The 16,582-nt window shown below is 65.8% G+C and carries 16 protein-coding genes; 5 read left to right on the forward strand and 11 right to left on the reverse strand.

Translation table 11 applies throughout. The features are described from left to right. Positions 1 to 119 precede the first annotated feature (119 nt). Positions 120 to 1,412 (forward strand): citrate synthase, encoded by a 1,293-nt coding sequence (gene gltA / locus IEX88_RS15095; RefSeq protein ID WP_188852130.1) that lies wholly within the window; start codon positions 120 to 122, stop codon positions 1,410 to 1,412. Positions 1,413 to 1,511: 99 nt separating this feature from the next. Here gltA and IEX88_RS15100 read toward each other — a convergent pair whose 3' ends face one another. The 3 genes from IEX88_RS15100 to IEX88_RS15110 all read right to left on the reverse strand — a co-directional run bounded on the left by IEX88_RS15100 (position 1,512) and on the right by IEX88_RS15110 (position 2,997). After that, a complete protein-coding gene (locus IEX88_RS15100) occupies positions 1,512 to 1,790 on the reverse strand; it encodes a BrnA antitoxin family protein (protein ID WP_188852132.1) in 279 nt (92 codons plus the stop codon). Then, complete coding sequence (locus tag IEX88_RS15105; RefSeq protein WP_188852134.1) at positions 1,750 to 2,022, reverse strand: BrnT family toxin; 273 nt, start codon at positions 2,020 to 2,022, stop codon at positions 1,750 to 1,752. Before IEX88_RS15105 ends, IEX88_RS15100 begins: the two co-directional genes overlap by 41 nt. Positions 2,023 to 2,097: 75 nt before the next feature. Beyond that, positions 2,098 to 2,997, reverse strand: a complete 900-nt coding sequence (locus IEX88_RS15110) for an alpha/beta hydrolase family protein (RefSeq protein ID WP_188852136.1) — start codon at positions 2,995 to 2,997, stop codon at positions 2,098 to 2,100. Between the two features lie 187 nt (positions 2,998 to 3,184). Between IEX88_RS15110 and parE the strand changes: the two genes are divergently transcribed. The 3 genes from parE to IEX88_RS15125 all read left to right on the forward strand — a co-directional run bounded on the left by parE (position 3,185) and on the right by IEX88_RS15125 (position 7,746). Next, positions 3,185 to 5,236: a DNA topoisomerase IV subunit B gene (parE, locus tag IEX88_RS15115; RefSeq protein WP_188852138.1), complete on the forward strand. Its 2,052-nt coding sequence runs from the start codon at positions 3,185 to 3,187 to the stop codon at positions 5,234 to 5,236. A 48-nt stretch (positions 5,237 to 5,284) separates the two neighbouring features. Further along, positions 5,285 to 5,956, forward strand: coding sequence for a hypothetical protein (locus IEX88_RS15120; protein WP_188852140.1), 672 nt, complete (start codon positions 5,285 to 5,287; stop codon positions 5,954 to 5,956). A 218-nt stretch (positions 5,957 to 6,174) separates the two neighbouring features. Continuing rightward, a complete protein-coding gene (locus tag IEX88_RS15125; RefSeq protein ID WP_188852142.1) occupies positions 6,175 to 7,746 on the forward strand; it encodes a DEAD/DEAH box helicase in 1,572 nt (523 codons plus the stop codon). Between the two features lie 90 nt (positions 7,747 to 7,836). On the opposite strand, the gene IEX88_RS15130 is transcribed toward IEX88_RS15125, so the two are convergent. From IEX88_RS15130 to IEX88_RS15165, 8 genes are all read right to left on the reverse strand, one after another. Beyond that, positions 7,837 to 8,193, reverse strand: a complete 357-nt coding sequence (locus IEX88_RS15130) for a TfoX/Sxy family protein (RefSeq protein WP_188852144.1) — start codon at positions 8,191 to 8,193, stop codon at positions 7,837 to 7,839. A gap of 19 nt (positions 8,194 to 8,212) precedes the next feature. Then, the gene (sufA, locus tag IEX88_RS15135) at positions 8,213 to 8,590 is read right to left on the reverse strand and encodes a Fe-S cluster assembly scaffold SufA (RefSeq protein WP_188852146.1); all 378 of its coding nucleotides are present in this window, start codon (positions 8,588 to 8,590) and stop codon (positions 8,213 to 8,215) included. Between the two features lie 133 nt (positions 8,591 to 8,723). Then, positions 8,724 to 9,149, reverse strand: coding sequence for an SUF system Fe-S cluster assembly protein (locus IEX88_RS15140; RefSeq protein WP_373289598.1), 426 nt, complete (start codon positions 9,147 to 9,149; stop codon positions 8,724 to 8,726). An 11-nt stretch (positions 9,150 to 9,160) separates the two neighbouring features. Next, on the reverse strand, positions 9,161 to 10,405 hold the full coding sequence (locus IEX88_RS15145; protein WP_188852148.1) for a cysteine desulfurase: 1,245 nt from the start codon (positions 10,403 to 10,405) through the stop codon (positions 9,161 to 9,163). A gap of 52 nt (positions 10,406 to 10,457) precedes the next feature. After that, positions 10,458 to 11,723, reverse strand: a complete 1,266-nt coding sequence (sufD, locus tag IEX88_RS15150; RefSeq protein ID WP_188852150.1) for a Fe-S cluster assembly protein SufD — start codon at positions 11,721 to 11,723, stop codon at positions 10,458 to 10,460. Further along, positions 11,723 to 12,478 (reverse strand): Fe-S cluster assembly ATPase SufC, encoded by a 756-nt coding sequence (gene sufC / locus IEX88_RS15155; RefSeq protein WP_188852152.1) that lies wholly within the window; start codon positions 12,476 to 12,478, stop codon positions 11,723 to 11,725. Before sufC ends, sufD begins: the two co-directional genes overlap by 1 nt. 301 nt (positions 12,479 to 12,779) lie before the next feature. Beyond that, complete coding sequence (gene sufB / locus IEX88_RS15160) at positions 12,780 to 14,303, reverse strand: Fe-S cluster assembly protein SufB (RefSeq protein WP_188852154.1); 1,524 nt, start codon at positions 14,301 to 14,303, stop codon at positions 12,780 to 12,782. 140 nt (positions 14,304 to 14,443) lie between these two features. After that, complete coding sequence (locus IEX88_RS15165; RefSeq protein WP_244640212.1) at positions 14,444 to 15,646, reverse strand: cysteine desulfurase family protein; 1,203 nt, start codon at positions 15,644 to 15,646, stop codon at positions 14,444 to 14,446. Positions 15,647 to 15,851: 205 nt separating this feature from the next. Here IEX88_RS15165 and IEX88_RS15170 point away from each other — a divergent pair, with 205 nt between their 5' ends. Beyond that, positions 15,852 to 16,526, forward strand: coding sequence for an alpha/beta hydrolase (locus IEX88_RS15170; RefSeq protein ID WP_188852156.1), 675 nt, complete (start codon positions 15,852 to 15,854; stop codon positions 16,524 to 16,526). The last annotated feature ends 56 nt before the right edge of the window (positions 16,527 to 16,582 follow it).

Raw genomic sequence — 16,582 nt, forward strand, 5'->3', positions numbered from 1 at the left:
GCGCAACATGTCCAATGGATACGCAACTTGTCCCCTCCGGTGGTTTGGAGTAGGCAGGTTTATCGAGGTGTGCGCTGCGAAAGCCTCGGCGCTCGCGTCTTTCAAAGAAGGGGATACGCATGACGGACCATTCGGCGACGATAGCACTGGGAGACAAGACGGCGGACCTCGAAATCCGGAGCGGCACGATCGGTCCGGATGTCGTCGACATCGCCTCCCTCTACAAGCAGACGGGGATGTTCACCTACGATCCCGGCTTTTCGTCGACCGCCTCGTGCGAATCGAAGATCACCTATATCGACGGTGACGAGGGCGTCCTCCTCCACCGCGGCTATCCCATCGACCAGCTGGCCGAAAAGGGCGACTTCCTCGAGACCTGCTATCTCCTGCTCTACGGCGAACTGCCGACCGAGCGCGAGATGTCCGACTTCGTCTACCGCGTCACCCGGCACACCATGGTGCACGAGCAGATGTCGCGCTTCTATTCCGGCTTCCGCCGCGACGCCCACCCGATGGCCGTCATGGTCGGCTCGGTCGGCGCGCTCTCGGCCTTCTACCACGACTCGACCGACATCGCCGATCCGCACCAGCGCATGGTCGCCTCGATCCGCATGATCGCCAAGACGCCGACGCTGGCGGCCATGGCCTACAAATACCATGTCGGCCAGCCCTTCGTTTACCCGCGCAACGACCTCTCCTACGCGGAAAACTTCCTGCACATGTGCTTCGCGGTCCCCTGCGAGCCGTACAAGATCAATCCGGTCCTCGCACGCGCCATGGACCGGATCTTCATTCTCCACGCCGACCACGAGCAGAACGCCTCGACCTCGACGGTTCGGCTTGCCGGCTCGTCGGGAGCCAATCCCTTCGCCTGCGTCGCCGCTGGCATCGCGTGCCTCTGGGGCCCGGCGCATGGCGGCGCCAACGAGGCGGCGCTGAACATGCTGATGGAAATCGGCACGGTCGACCGCATCCCGGAATACATCGCCCGCGCCAAGGACAAGAACGACCCCTTCCGCCTGATGGGTTTCGGCCACCGCGTCTACAAGAACTACGACCCGCGCGCGACCATCATGCAGAAGACCTGCCACGAGGTGCTGGACGAGCTCGGCATCAAGGACGATCCAACGCTGGAAGTGGCGATGGAACTGGAGCGCATCGCGCTGACCGACCCCTACTTCATCGAAAAGAAGCTCTACCCGAACGTCGACTTCTATTCCGGCATCACGCTGAAGGCGCTTGGTTTTCCCACCACCATGTTCACCGTGCTCTTCGCCGTCGCGCGCACCGTCGGCTGGATCGCGCAGTGGAAGGAAATGATCGAGGACCCGCACCAGCGCATCGGCCGCCCGCGCCAGCTCTACACGGGCGCCCCGCAGCGCGATTACGTGGCGGTCGACGACCGCGCGTAAGGACGATCTGGCTTCAGGTAAAAGACGGGCGCTTCGGCGCCCGTCTTCGTTTGCCGATGGTCCGCGTCCGCGGACCACGCACGCTTTCCGGCGCTGGAGTCATAAGGCCTTGGGTGAGGCGATGACGGCCTTCAGAGCGTCGTTGATCCTCGTCTGCCAGCCCTCGCCCGTTTCCCGAAAATGCTCGAGGATTTCAGCATCGAGACGCAAGGTGACGGCTTCCTTCGGACGTTTCCTACCAGGCCCCCGCTGGCCGGGAAGCCGCTTGACCACGCCATTCTCCCGCAGCGTCGCGCCCTCAAACCAAGCGTCCGTCAACTCCGGCGCATCATCGGGATCAATCCAGCCAGGCTTCGTATCGGGCTTGCTCGCGGTCATTGGCTTTCCTCATCGAAATGATATGGCAGGCATCGCCGCGCGGGGTCCAAACAAGAACGACCATGCGGCTTGCCAGATGCCCGACGGTGACGATGCGCTCCTCGCCACAGTCCTGACGAACGTCTGGCCGGTCGAGAGTCTTCCCCGCGAAGACTTTTCCCGCGTCTGCGAAATCGAGACCGCGCTCCTGAAGAGTACGGGCCCGCTTCGCAGGATCGAAGGTTATTCGCATGGCTAAATGTAACCACAAAAAAGGAATCGGACAAGGGCTCGCTGGGGTCGATCGGCGGCGAGGCCAGCACGAAGCCTATGGCGCTGCCTTCTGAAAAACCCAGTTCAAGCTGTCTCGCCAGTCGATCATCCGGATCGGCGTGCCGTGGTTGCCCGTCTCGAACGACACGAAGCGCACTGGGTAGCCCCCGCTCCGCAGCGCGGTGTAGACGGCCTTGGCGTCGTCCCAGGCAAAGACCTTGTCGCGCGTGCCGTGGGCGAGGAGCAGCGGGATCTGGCGCGCCCCGGCGGCTTTGCGCATGGCGGCGAGTTTTGTCGGCGGCGTGTTGGCGCTGAGCATGACGAGGCCGTCGACGTGGCGGGTGACGGCGGCATCGCCGGCAAGGTCCCAGCAGAACTCGCCGCCCATCGAGGCGCAGGCGAGCACGATCGTCGCCTGCGGGTGGTCGCGGCCGAGGGTCTCGACCAGCGTGCCGACCCGGGTGCGGTCGGCTCCGGAAAAACTGCCGGCGTCGGCGGTGACGTAGAGGCCGCCGGCGCGGGACAAAAGGTTCTTCAGCCGGTTGAAATTGCCGCCGAAGGTCCAGTCATTCATGCCGAGGCGGCGGTCGCCATTGCGGCCGTGGATGAACAGGACGATGCTTGTGGGGGTCTTCGCATTCCCGACGGTCATGATTGCCAGCGGCCCGGCGGGCGTCGGGAGGCTCGCCTCCTCCTGGGTGGCCAGCGGCGCGCGGTCGACATAGGCCGCCTTTGCCCGCCGCTCCGGGATCTCGTCGCGGCCGTTGATGTCGCGCAGCTCGGAATAGTCGACATCGATGAAGTCGCCGCCGTCGCCGATCGCCGTCAGCGGCGGATAGGCGAAGAGCGCGTCCTTGAAGGGCGCGAGTTGCGCCGGGGCGGCGAGCGCGATGCCGGACAGAATCGCCCAGGCGGCGGCGGCGAAAAAGGGGCGTTTGGCGGGGCTTCGGGCCATGGGCGGTTCCCTGGCGCAAAGCGGCGTGACGCGCAAGCCACGCCGACGCGCAAAGCTGTTGATCACCACCGCTTCGCTCGGCTTTCGGGCCCGTCCGGGTTGAAGAACATTTCGTGAAAGTATAGTCCAGAGCCAGGAATTCCCGTCCCGCCGAGGGCCCAGTCGACAAGGCAGCTTGCAGCGCATCATGAGCGACGATCTCTTCTCCGGAGGCGCGGCCGCCAAGGTACGCCCGATCAGGTCCCCGGCCCGGCCCAAGGCCGCCGATGCGCTGTCGGCTGCCAAGGCCGCGACGCCGGGATCGGCGGAGGCGAGCTATACCGCGGCCGACATCGAGGTGCTGGAAGGCCTGGAGCCGGTGCGCCGGCGGCCGGGCATGTACATCGGCGGCACCGATGAGAAGGCGATGCACCACCTCTTTGCCGAGGTGATCGACAATGCCATGGACGAGGCCGTCGCCGGCCACGCTAATTTCATCGAGGTCGCGCTCGAGGCCGACGGTTATCTCGCCGTCACCGACAATGGCCGCGGCATCCCGGTCGACCCGCATCCGAAATACACCAACCGCTCGGCGCTCGAGGTCATCATGACCACGCTGCATGCCGGCGGAAAGTTCGATTCCAAGGTCTACGAGACCTCGGGCGGCCTGCACGGCGTCGGCGTGTCCGTCGTCAACGCGCTGTCGTCGCGGCTCGAGGTCGAGGTGGCGCGCAACCGGAAACTCTACCGCCAGGTCTACGAGCGCGGTCATGCCGTCGGCCCGCTGGAGGAAATCGGCGAGGTCCACAACCGCCGCGGCACCAAGGTGCGCTTCCTGCCGGACACGCAGATTTTTGGCGCCAATGCCGCCTTCGACCCGGCGCGGCTGCTGCAGATGGCACGCTCGAAGGCCTATCTCTTCGGCGGCGTTGAGATCCGCTGGGCGTGCGATCCCTCGCTATTGCCCGCCGACGGCAAGACGCCGGCGCGGGCGACCTTCCACTTTCCCGGTGGCCTGAAGGACTATCTCGAAGGCTCGCTCGGCGACGAGCAGCGCGTCACCAGCCAGACCTTTGCCGGCCGGACCGAGAAAGTTTCCGGCCACGGCGCGGTGGAATGGGCGGTCTCGTGGACGGGCGGCGACGGGTTCGTGCGCTCCTACTGCAATACCATCCCGACGCCGGAAGGCGGCACGCACGAGGCGGGCCTGCGCACGGTGCTGACGCGCGGCCTGAAGGCGTTCGCGGAAGTCTCCGGCAACAAGAAGGCCGCCGCCGTCATCGCCGACGACGTGATGATCTCGGCCTCCGCCATGCTGTCGATCTTCATCCGAGAGCCGGAATTCGTCGGCCAGACGAAGGATCGCCTCGCCACCGCGGAAGCGCAGCGCATCGTCGAGAGCTCGATCCGCGACAGTTTCGATATCTGGCTCGCCTCCTCGCCGCAGGATGCGGCCAGGCTAATCGACTGGGTCGTCGACCGCGCCGACGAGCGGCTGCGGCGGCGCCAGGAGAAGGAAGTCAACCGCAAGAGCGCGACGCGCAAATTGCGTCTGCCCGGCAAGCTGTCCGACTGTTCGCAGACGGGGGCCGCGGGCGCCGAACTCTTCATCGTCGAGGGCGATTCCGCCGGCGGCTCGGCCAAGCAGGCGCGCGACCGCGCCCGTCAGGCGATCCTGCCGCTGCGCGGCAAGATTCTCAATGTGGCCAGCGCGGGCCGCGAAAAGCTCAGCGCCAACCAGCAGATCTCCGACCTCATCCAGGCGCTCGGCTGCGGCACCCGCGCGCGCTACCGCGAAGAGGATCTGCGCTACGAGCGCGTGATCATCATGACCGACGCCGATGTCGACGGCGCCCATATCGCCTCGCTCTTGATCACCTTCTTCTACCAGGAAATGCACGACCTCATTCGCCAGGGCCATCTCTTCCTCGCCGTGCCGCCGCTCTATCGGCTCGCGCAGGGCGGCAAAGTCGCCTATGCCCGCGACGACAAGGACCGCGAGCGGCTGATGGCGAAGGAGTTCAAGGGCAAGGGCAAGGTCGAGGTCAGCCGCTTCAAGGGTCTCGGCGAAATGCTGCCCTCGCAGCTGAAGGAAACGACGATGGATCCGAGGAAGCGCACGCTCCTGCAGGTCGCCATCGACGAGACACCGGAATCGGGAACCGCCGGGGCGGTCGACGCGCTGATGGGCAACCGGCCCGATGCGCGCTTCCGCTTCATCCAGGAACGCGCCGCTTTCGCGGTCGACCTCGACGTGTAGGCGCCCGCTGCGGCGGGCTCGACGACGCAACAGGCAAGGAACGACACGATGACGAACCGCACCGCCCTTTTCGCCGGCATCGCGGCCGCAGCGCTCAGCCTGCAGCCGTCCGCCGCCTGGTCACAGACGGAGGCGCCCGTCGCCGCCCCTGCCGCGCCCGCGGCACCAGCGCCCTACACGCCGCCGTCGGCACCGGCACCCGCCGAGACGACCGCACCGGCCGAGACGCCTCCCGAGCCGGCGCCGGGCCTTGCGCCCGCCGACGCCGCGGCGACGCCCGCCGCACCGGCAGCGCCGGCCGCGACAGCGTCTGCACCGACGACGACCGACGACGGCGTCCTGGCCGCCGTCCAGGCACTGCCGCTGCCGATCGAAGATGTGCAGATCGTCGGTCCCTGGACCGATGGCGATAAAAGCGGCGTCTGGCGCACCGTCATGCTGCAGGTCGGGCCGCCGGAAAAGGAGAGCTACCGGTTCTTCATCCAGCAGCTGGAGAAATCCGCCGCGACCACCAACGTCCTGTCGACCACCGAGATCAAGGAAATTCCGGGCATCAATGGTGCCATCGTCGGCTACCGCGCCGACGAACCCACGGAGGGGGACACGACCGGGCTGACGCTGTTCTTCGACATCGTCCCCTCGGACGGCGAGATCTCCGAGACCTACGAACTGCACTATTTCAAGGATCAGCCCTACACGTTCGGCCCGGCGACGAACTGACGGCGGCCTTTCAGGCGAAACATCTCCCTTCCGGCATCTGCGCCGCCGAGAGGGAGGATCGCCGGGTTTTTCAAACCGTCATATGAATTAAGCCAACCATGCCCTATATAGGGCGAAGAGGTTGACTTGAAAAAGTCTTCGCCCTATCGCCGATATCACACGCGTGCGATTTGCGGCTTTCGCCTCACCCTTCGTCACTCACGAGATCACCTAACTCTATGCTTTTTTCCGAACTCGGCCTCAGCGCCAAAGTTCTCGCAGCCGTTGAAGCGGCCGGCTACACCGAGCCGACGCCGATCCAGGCCCAGGCCATTCCACATGCGCTGGAAGGCCGAGACGTTCTGGGCATCGCTCAGACCGGAACCGGCAAGACGGCCTCCTTCGTCCTTCCGATGCTCACCCGGCTCGAAAAGGGTCGCGCCCGCGCCCGCATGCCGCGCACGCTCATCGTCGAGCCGACGCGCGAGCTGGCCGCGCAGGTCGCGGAGACCTTCACCAAATACGGCAAGGACCAGAAGATCAGCGTCGCGCTGCTCATCGGCGGCATGTCCTTCGGCGAGCAGGACAAGCTCATCGACCGCGGCGCCGACGTGCTGATCGCCACCCCGGGCCGCCTGCTCGACCATGTCGAGCGCGGCAAGCTTCTGATGACCGGCGTCGAAATCCTCGTCATCGACGAGGCCGACCGCATGCTCGACATGGGCTTCATTCCGGATATCGAGCGGATCTGCAAGATGATCCCGTTCACGCGGCAGACGCTGTTCTTCTCGGCCACCATGCCGCCGGAGATCACCCGCCTGACCGAGCAGTTCCTGCAGAACCCGGTCCGCATCGAAGTCGCCAAGGCGTCCTCGGCGGCGCTGACGGTCGAGCAGAAGGCCGTCGCGACGCACAAGGAAGATTTCGCCAAGCGCGAGACGCTCCGCAAGCTGCTGCGCAGCCAGGACGACATCACCAACGCCATCATCTTCTGTAACCGCAAGGTCGACGTGGCGTCGCTCTTCCGCTCCCTGGAAAAGCACGGCTTCTCCGCCGGCGCCCTGCACGGTGACATGGAGCAGCGGGCGCGCATGACGATGCTGCACAATTTCCGCGAGAACAAGATCCAGATCCTGGTGGCGTCCGACGTCGCCGCCCGAGGCCTGGATATTCCGGCGGTCAGCCACGTCTTCAATTTCGACGTGCCGATCCACGCCGAGGACTATGTCCACCGCATCGGTCGCACCGGCCGTGCCGGTCGGTCGGGCAAGGCGTTTACCCTCGTCACTCGCACCGACAAGAAGTATCTCGACGCCATCGAGAAGATGCTCGGTACCGAATTCGAGTGGCTCGACGGCCAGGTGTCCGACCTGCCGGCAGTCGAGGCCGCGGCGGAAGAGGCAAAGCCCGAGAAGAAGCTGCGCCGCAGCGCCAGCGGCACGCCCCGCCGGCCACGCGCCAATTCGGTCGAAGCGCGCAACAGCGCGGCCGCGGAGGTCGATCCGGTTTCCGTAGAGCCGGAGGCTCTGCCTGAGGCCATCCCGCCGGCCGCGATCGTTTCTGCCCCCGAGGTCGAGTCCGCCCCGGTGGCCGATGTTCTGCCTATCGAGATCATCGCGCCGCGCGTCGCCGAGCCCCGGCCCGTTGCCACCGACCGCGCCCCGGCGCCCCGTCACAATTCCGGCGGACGCGACTCCCGCGACGGCGGACGCTCCGGCGGACGCCATGAGGGCGGCCGCTCCGACGAGCACTCGCCCGTCGGCTTTGGCGACGAGGTTCCCGCCTTCATGCTGATCGAAACCGGCTTCTGATACGCCACGCTCCGCCGCGCGCGGATCGACGGCGGAAGTTCATCACTTGGGCTCAGGGTGCTCGTGAAATGCAAACGGCCGTCGCTGTACTCAGCGCGGCCGTTTTGCTTTTGAGGATGGCTTCTTGACGACGGCGCTGCGGCGGTCGGCTTCCAGCGCCAGGCCCACCCAGTGCGTCGCCCTGTCCGGATCGTCGAAGATCTCGTCCGGCGCGGTGAAATAGGGCATGCGGACGGGTGGACCTTTGGGCCGCTCGTAGCTCCAGGGGATAGACCCAGCGGCCTCGAACGCCGGCGCCGACTGCGCGTCGGCCTTCAGCATCAGCGTTCCGCGAACCACCAGAGCGAGGATCAGGCCGTCGGCATAGATCCCCTGCCCGCCGAACAAGCGACGAATCTGGATGGGTCCGAGGCTGGCGAACAGCTCCCGCAGGAGATCGCCGTCCATCGCCCCGCCCCGGGTGGTCTCAGGACACGCGGTTCTCGATGGCCGAGGCGTCGACCGGCGTGAGCTCGACGGATTCGCCGCAACCGCAGGCCGAGGTCTGGTTCGGGTTCTTGAAGGTGAATCCGGAGCGCAGGGTCGTCTCTTCGTAGTCCATTTCGGTACCGAGCAGGAACAGCACGGCTTCCGGGGCGACGAAGACCTTGGCGCCGTCCTTCTCCACCATGTCCTCGTGCGGCCGGGCCTCGGTGGCCAGCTCGACGGTGTATTCCATGCCCGCGCAGCCGCCTTTTTTCACGCCGACCCGAAGACCTAGGGCGTCGCCACCTTTGGCCGCGAGAATATCGCGCACCCGATGGGCGGCGGTGTCGGTCAGGTTCATGACGGTGAAGCGGCTCATGATCCAGGTCCTCTCGTGGCGGTGGGATCGTTTGCAAACGATCGGTATGAAAATGGGCGTCCCCGCGGCAGAACGCAAGGCCGGAACGGCGGCGGCAGGTCTCCCCGTCAGCCTCGCGCCGGCCTCGGCCTTATCAGAACCAGCCGACGGCAACCTGCGCCTCTTCGCTCATCCGGTCCGGCGTCCAGGGCGGATCGAAGACGAGGCTGACATTGACATGCGAAACGCCCTCGACCGAAGAGACCGCGTTCTCCACCCAGATCGGCATCTCGCCGGCCACCGGGCATCCTGGCGCCGTCAGCGTCATCTCGACGGCGACGCTGCGGTCGTCCTCGATGTCGATCTTGTAGATCAGGCCGAGCTCGTAGATGTCGGCCGGAATCTCCGGATCGTAGACCGTCTTCAGCGCCGCGACGATGTCGTCCGTCAGGCGCGTCAGTTCTTCGGTCGGGATCGCCGACACCTTGGCGACGCCCTGCGCCATCGCGACATTGGCCTCGGCCGTATCGTCCGGCGCGAGCGTCGCGACTTCCATCTTCAGGTCCGCATCTTCAGTCATGTCATTGGTCCTCAAGCGAAAAAACGCCTCGCCTTTTCCAGTGCCTCGGCCAGGATATCAACTTCTGCCAGGGTATTATACATGCCGAACGAAGCCCGGCATGTGGAGGTCGCACCAAATCGCTTCAACAGCGGCTGGGCGCAATGCGTCCCGGCCCGCACGGCGACGCCCTCACGGTCGATGACCATCGAGACGTCGTGCGAGTGGATGCCTTCGAGGTCGAACGAAACGATCGCCCCCTTGCCCGGCGCATGGCCGTAGATCCGCAGCGAATTCACGGCGCCGAGCCGTTCGTGTGCGTAGTCGCGCAGCAGCGTCTCATGGCCGAGGATCGCCTCACGGCCGATTCCGTCCATGTAGCGCAGCGATGCGGCCAGGCCGATCGCCTGGGCGATCTGCGGCGTCCCCGCCTCGAAGCGGTGCGGCGGCGTGTTGTAGGTGACGCGATCCTCGCTGACCTCGACGATCATCTCGCCGCCGCCGTTGAACGGCCGCATGCGCTCCAGCATGGCCTCCTTGCCGTAGAGCACGCCGATGCCGGTCGGGCCGTAGAGCTTGTGCCCGGTGACGACATAGAAGTCGCAGCCGAGATCCTGCACGTCGACCGGCAGGTGCACGGCCGCCTGGCTGCCGTCGACGAGGACGGGAATGCCGCGGGCATGCGCCAGCGCCACGACTTCCTTCACCGGCGTCACCGTGCCGAGAACGTTCGACATGTGCGTCATCGCGACCAGCTTGGTGCGCGGCGTGATCGCCCGCTCGAAGGCCTGGACGGAGATCGAGCCGTCGTCCTCGACCGGCACGAAGACGAGCTTGGCGCCCTGGCGCTCGCGCAGGAAATGCCAGGGGACGATGTTGGAGTGGTGCTCCATGATCGTCAGCACGATCTCGTCGCCCTCACCGATCTCCGGCATGCCGTAGCCGTAGGCGACGAGATTGATCGCCTCCGTCGCCGAGGAGGTGAAGACGATCTCGTGGGCACTGCCGGCGTTCAGGAAAGCGCGAACGGTTTCGCGAGCGGTTTCATACTCTTCCGTCGCCTTGTTGGAGAGGAAGTGCAGCCCGCGATGGACGTTGGCATAGTCCTGCGAATAGGCTTTCTGGATGGCGTCCAGCATGGCCTGCGGCTTTTGCGCCGAGGCGCCGCTGTCGAGATAGACTAGCGGCTTGCCGTAGACCTGCGTCGACAGGATCGGAAAGTCGCGGCGCACGGCCTCCACGTCGTAGCCGGCGCGGATCGGGCTTTCCAGGTTCATGGGTCGTCTCCTTCCACGCCCGCCGGCAGGTGCCGGACAGGCTTGCGGGACATCAGTGATCGGCGGCCAGCCAGGCGTCGATCCGCGCTTCCAGCACCTCGATCGCCGCCTCGTGCTCCAGTTCCTCGACGACTTCCTTGACGAAAGCCTTGACCAGAAGGCCGCGGGCCTCGCGCTCGGGAATGCCGCGCGACATCAGGTAGAAGAGATGGTTGGCGTCGATCTCGCCCGCCGTCGCGCCGTGGCCGCATTGCACGTCGTCGGCGAAGATCTCGAGCTCGGGCTTGGCCGAGAAGTCGCCGTCGTCCGAGAGCAGCAGCGTGTTGCAGGCCATGCGGGCATCGGTCTTCTGCGCACCGCGCGAGACTTTGATCATGCCTTGGAAGACGCCGTGGCCGCCGGTGACGACATTGCGAAACGTCTCCGTCGCCGTGGTGTTCGGCACGGTGTGGTTCAGCGTCGTCGTCACGTCGATGTGCTGGCCGCCGTGCAGGAGGGTGACGCCGCGCATCTGGATGTCGGCGCCCTCGCCCGTGGTCTCGGCGTGCACCTCGAGCCGGACCAGTGCGCCGCCCGCGTTCAGCATGAACAGGCGGAAGGTGGCGTTGGCGCCGACGGTGACGTTGAGCTGGCCGAGATGCGTCTCGTCCTTGTCCTTCGCCTGGTCGACGATCCACAGCACCTCGGCGCCGTCGCCGATCGTGAGGTTCGTGACGCCCGTCGACATCGCCGACTGGTTGCCCGGCGAGAGGCGCTCGACGAAGACCGCCTTGGCGCCGGCACCCACGTCGCAGAGCACGAACGTGCTTTCGCTGCCCTGGCCGGGAATGGCGCCGAGTTCGATGGGATGGGCGAGCTCAATGCCGACGGCCACGGTCACGCGTGTCGCCTGCGAGCCGAAAGAGGCGTTGAGGAGACGGACGGTATCGACGTCGCGGTCGAGATGGTTGGCGGCCTCGCGCCAGTCGGGGCTTGCCGACAGGCGCTCGACGGTGACACCGGCGAGGGCGACTGTCGCAGAGGGCGCGCCCAGATCGATGACGGTGCTGCCGGGAATGAACGGGGCCAGCAGCTCAGGCTCGGCCGTCGGCGTCAGGGCGTCGATGACGCGCGTGATCAGGCCGGGCTTGTGGCTGCCCACCAGCGAGCGCAGGTCGGTGTAGTGCCAGGCCTCGACGCGGCGGTGCGGCAGGCCTTCGCGGCGCAGGACCGCGATGGCGTTGCGCCGGGTCTCGTCGCCGTCGACGAGCCCCTTCTCGGCGCTGGCGATCACGGCCTCTTCGGCGGGCGTCAGGCGACGCAGCGGGACGACCGACATCAGGCCGCCTCGCCGATGATCGTCGCGTAGCCCTCGTCCTCGAGCTGCAGCGCCAGTTCCTTGCCGCCGGTGCGGATGATCCGGCCCTTGTAGAGGACGTGCACGGTGTCGGGCACGATGTGCTCGAGCAGGCGCTGGTAGTGGGTGATGACGAGGAAGGAGCGGTCGGCAGAGCGGAGAGCGTTGACGCCGTCGGACACGATCTTCAGCGCGTCGATGTCGAGGCCGGAATCGGTCTCGTCCATGATGCAGAGCTTCGGCTCCAAGAGCGCCATCTGCAGGATCTCGGCGCGCTTCTTTTCGCCGCCGGAAAAGCCGACGTTCAGCGGCCGCTTCAGCATGGCCGGGTCGATCTTCAGATCGGCGGCCGATGCCTTCACGCGCCGGATGAAGTCCGGCGTCGTCAGCTCGGCCTCGCCCCGCGCCTTGCGCTGGGCGTTCACGGCGGTCTTGAGGAAGGTCATGGTGGCGACGCCCGGGATCTCCAGCGGATACTGGAAGGCGAGGAAGACGCCCGCGGCGGCGCGCTCGGCCGGGTCGAGCTCCAGGATCGACTCGCCATTGTACAGAATGTCGCCGTCGGTGACTTCGTAGTCGCTGCGCCCGGACAGGATGTAGGACAGCGTCGACTTGCCCGAGCCGTTCGGGCCCATGATCGCGGCGACTTCGCCGGGGCGGACCGTCAGGTCGACGCCCCGCAGGATTTCCGTATCGGTGCCCGTCACGCGGGCATGAAGGTTCTTGATTTCCAGCATTGTGTTCTCGGTCCAGGACTCTTGTGGCGACTGCGTCTGGCATTCTCTTATCGGAGACGTCGGCTCGCAGGGCCGAATGGGGTTTTCTGCCGGGGCCGCTTTTCCCTCGCCCGACCGGGGAGGACCAGCGGCTAGTGTTCCACTCGCAGGTCGATCTTTCGCTGCTGCGACGCCCGGTCGAGGAATTGTCTCAATCCCACGACCTCCGACACCAGCGCATTCACTTCTCGCCTCAAGCGATCAACGTCGTCATGGAGCGCGATAACCTCCTCAAGGATGAGGGTATCGAGCTCCCGTGGCATTAGCCCACGCTGCCCTCGAGGCTGATGCCGATGAGCTTCTGCGCCTCGACGGCGAACTCCATCGGCAGCTGCTGGATGACGTCGCGGACGAAGCCGTTGACGATCAAGGCGATCGCCTCCTCCTGCGGGATGCCGCGCTGCATGCAGTAGAACAGCTGGTCCTCGGAGATTTTCGACGTCGTCGCTTCGTGCTCGAACTGCGCCGTGGCGTTCTTCGCTTCGATATAGGGCACGGTGTGCGCGCCGCAGTCCTCGCCGATCAGAAGGCTATCGCACTGCGTGAAGTTGCGCGCGTTCGCCGCCTTGCGGTGGGTCGTCACCTGGCCGCGATAGGTGTTGTTGGACTGGCCGGCGGCGATGCCCTTGGAGATGATGCGGCTCGACGTGTTCTTGCCGAGATGGATCATCTTGGTGCCGCTGTCGATCTGCTGGCGGCCGTTGGAGACGGCGATCGAGTAGAACTCGCCGCGCGAATTGTCGCCGCGCAGGATGCAGGACGGGTACTTCCAGGTGATGGCCGACCCGGTCTCGACCTGCGTCCAGGAAATCTTCGAGTTCGCTCCGCGGCAGTCGCCGCGCTTGGTGACGAAGTTGTAGATGCCGCCCTTGCCATCCTTGTCGCCGGGGTACCAGTTCTGGACGGTCGAGTACTTGATCTCGGCATCGTCCAGCGCGACCAGCTCGACCACGGCGGCGTGCAGCTGGTTCTCGTCGCGCTGCGGCGCGGTGCAGCCTTCGAGATAGGAGACGTAGGAGCCCTTGTCGGCGATGATCAGCGTGCGCTCGAACTGGCCGGTATTGCGCTCGTTGATGCGGAAATAGGTCGACAGCTCCATCGGGCAGCGAACGCCCGGCGGCACGTAGACGAAGGAACCGTCGGTGAAGACGGCCGAGTTCATCGTGGCGAAGAAGTTGTCGGAAACCGGTACGACGGTGCCGAGATACTGCTTCACGAGGTCCGGGTGCTCGCGGATCGCCTCGGAGATCGGCATGAAGATGACGCCGGCCTTCTTCAGCTCGGCCTGGAAGGTGGTGGCGACCGAGACCGAGTCGAACACGGCGTCGACGGCGACCCGGCGTTCGGTCGAGGGCAGCGCCTCGCCGTTCTCGTCGTATTCGATCGGCGCGACCGGCTTCACGACGCCGGCGAGAATCTCTTGCTCCCGCAGCGGGATGCCAAGCTTCTCATAGGTGCGCAGCAGCTCCGGATCGACCTCGTCGAGCGAGGCCGGCCCGGACATCGACTTCGGCGCGGAGTAGTAGTGCAGGTCCTGGAAATCGATCGGCGGATAATCGAGCTTCGCCCAGGTCGGGCTCTCCAGCGTCTTCCAACGCTCGAAGGCCTCCAGGCGCCAGTCGAGCATCCACTGCGGCTCGTTCTTTTTCGCCGAGATGAAGGCGATCGTCCCCTCGTCGAGGCCCTTGGGGGCCGTATCCGACTCGATGATCGTCTCGAAACCGTATTTGTATTGATCGACGTCAATGCGACGGACCTGGTCGATGGTCTCTTGGACTGCAGCCATTTGAATTCTCCACACTCGCCGGATTCAAGGTCCGGTGGTTTGGTTTCCGCTCGGCCGGCGGGCCGGCATCACACACGCTAGATGGGTCTGTTGGACCGCAAATTGAAGGCTTGCGGGCGAAAAGACCGGGTTCGATGTCGTTAGGCGGCCCGATGGCCGGATCTGCTGTTCTCAACCCTCGTCACGAGGCGCTTCAGCGCCACGACGAGCCGGTCGAGTTCGTCTTCGCTGGTCTCGTAGCCGAAGCTGATGCGGATTGCACCGGCAGAAGCGTCGATATCCAAGCCGCCGTCCTGCATGGCCTTCAGCACATGGCTGGCTCCCACCTTGCCGGACGAGCAGGCGGAGCCGGACGAGACGGCGAAGCCGTCGAGGTCGAGCGCCATTTGCGCCGTCTCGGCGTTGAGACCAGGGACCGTGATCGCCACCGTGTTCGGCAGGCGAGTGTCGGCCGTGCCGAGGAGAAGGCCGGAAGGCAGGCTGCCCGCCAGCGCCGACACCAGGTGCCGGCCCAGCGTCGCCAGGCGGCTATCGCCGGCGGCGAGGCGGGACGCCGCGACCGAGGCTGCCGCGCCGAAGGACGCGATGAGCGGAACGGCCTGCGTGCCGCCGCGCTGACGGCGTTCCTGGCCGCCGCCGGTGAGCAGCGGCACTGGGCGCCGGGCGCCGTCGGCGAGGACATAGGCGCCCACGCCCTTCGCCGCGCCGATCTTGTGGCCGGAAATTAGAAGAGCGTCGGCGCCGAGAGCGGCGATATCGAGCGGCAGGCGCCCGGCGGCCTGGACGACATCGAGAACGAGCCGCACCCCGCCTCCCGCGAGAATGTCGCGAATTGGCTGAAGGTTCTGCACGATGCCGGTCTCGCTGTTGGCGAGTGTCAGGCACAGCATCGCCTGACTCCCGGGCGTCAGCGCCTGTCGCCACTGGTCGAGGGCACCGAGCCGAAGCTGGCCCTCGGCGTCGATCGGCAGGCGTGTGACCACGGACGGATCGAAGCGCCCCCCCTCCCGGGTCGCCGGGTGGTCGCTGTCAGCGACCGCAAGGGCCGAAAGCGAAATCCTCTCGCCGCCGACGATCCAATTGGGCGTCAGGCAGGTGGCGGCAGCTTCCGTCGCGCCACTGGTGAAGACGAGATTTTCAGGGTTGCCACCGACAAGACCGGCCACCTGTCGGCGCGCTGCCTCGACGATCGCCTGGGCACGGCGCCCTTCTGAATGGACGGAGGAGGGATTGCCGGAGACGTCGAGACAATCGACCAGAGCTGCCCGCGCTTCCGGCAGAAGCGGCGCACTGGCATTGTAGTCGAGATAGGTGCGTCGATCGCGGTCCGTCATCTCATCCATTGCGGCGCCATCGTCTCTCCGGCAAACAGAGGTGCGACGAAAGCGCAAATTTCTTGAATATCACGGGCCATCCGGCCTACAAAGCGCCTTCGGTGGAAGCGTGCAGTTTTGAATCGTTCTAAAATAGAACCTAAAAGGCCGCGTATTCTTCGTCAAGGCGCGCCCGGCCCTTTGTCGCGCGCCAGGCTCGATTAGGATTAAGATCATGCCCGAGGTTATCTTCAACGGCCCATCCGGACGGCTGGAAGGCCGCTACCAGGCCGGCAAGGAAAAGAACGCGCCGATCGCGATCATCCTGCATCCGCACCCGCGTTTTGGCGGGACCATGAACAACCAGATCGTCTACCAGCTGTTCTACATGTTCGTGGAACGCGGTTTTACGACGCTGCGGTTCAATTTTCGCGGCATCGGCCGCAGCCAGGGCGAGTTCGACCACGGTTCGGGCGAACTCTCCGACGCCGCCGCGGCGCTCGACTGGATCCAGTCGCTGCACCCCGATTCCAAGAACTGCTGGGTCGCCGGCTATTCCTTCGGCTCCTGGATCGGCATGCAGTTGTTGATGCGCCGTCCGGAGATCGAGGGCTTCATCTCGATCTCGCCGCAGCCCAATTCCTACGACTTCTCGTTCCTGGCGCCCTGCCCCTCGTCGGGCCTCATCATCCACGGCGACAAGGACCGCGTCGCGCCGCCGAAGGATGTGCAGGTCCTGGTCGAGAAGCTGAAGACGCAGAAGGGCATCCTCATCACCCAAAAGACGCTGGCCGGTGCCAACCACTTCTACACGGATCATTCCGAGGAACTGATGACGGAATGCGCCGACTATCTCGACCGGCGCCTGGCCGGCGAACTAGTCGACGTCCGGCCGAAGCGCCTGCGCTGATCGAATGAGGCGGCCGCGCCGCCAGCGCCGGCCGGTTTTCGGTCATGGCGGCCCAG

Origin of the sequence: Aureimonas glaciei, from assembly GCF_014643375.1 — a bacterium.
Lineage (GTDB): Bacteria > Pseudomonadota > Alphaproteobacteria > Rhizobiales > Rhizobiaceae > Plantimonas > Plantimonas glaciei.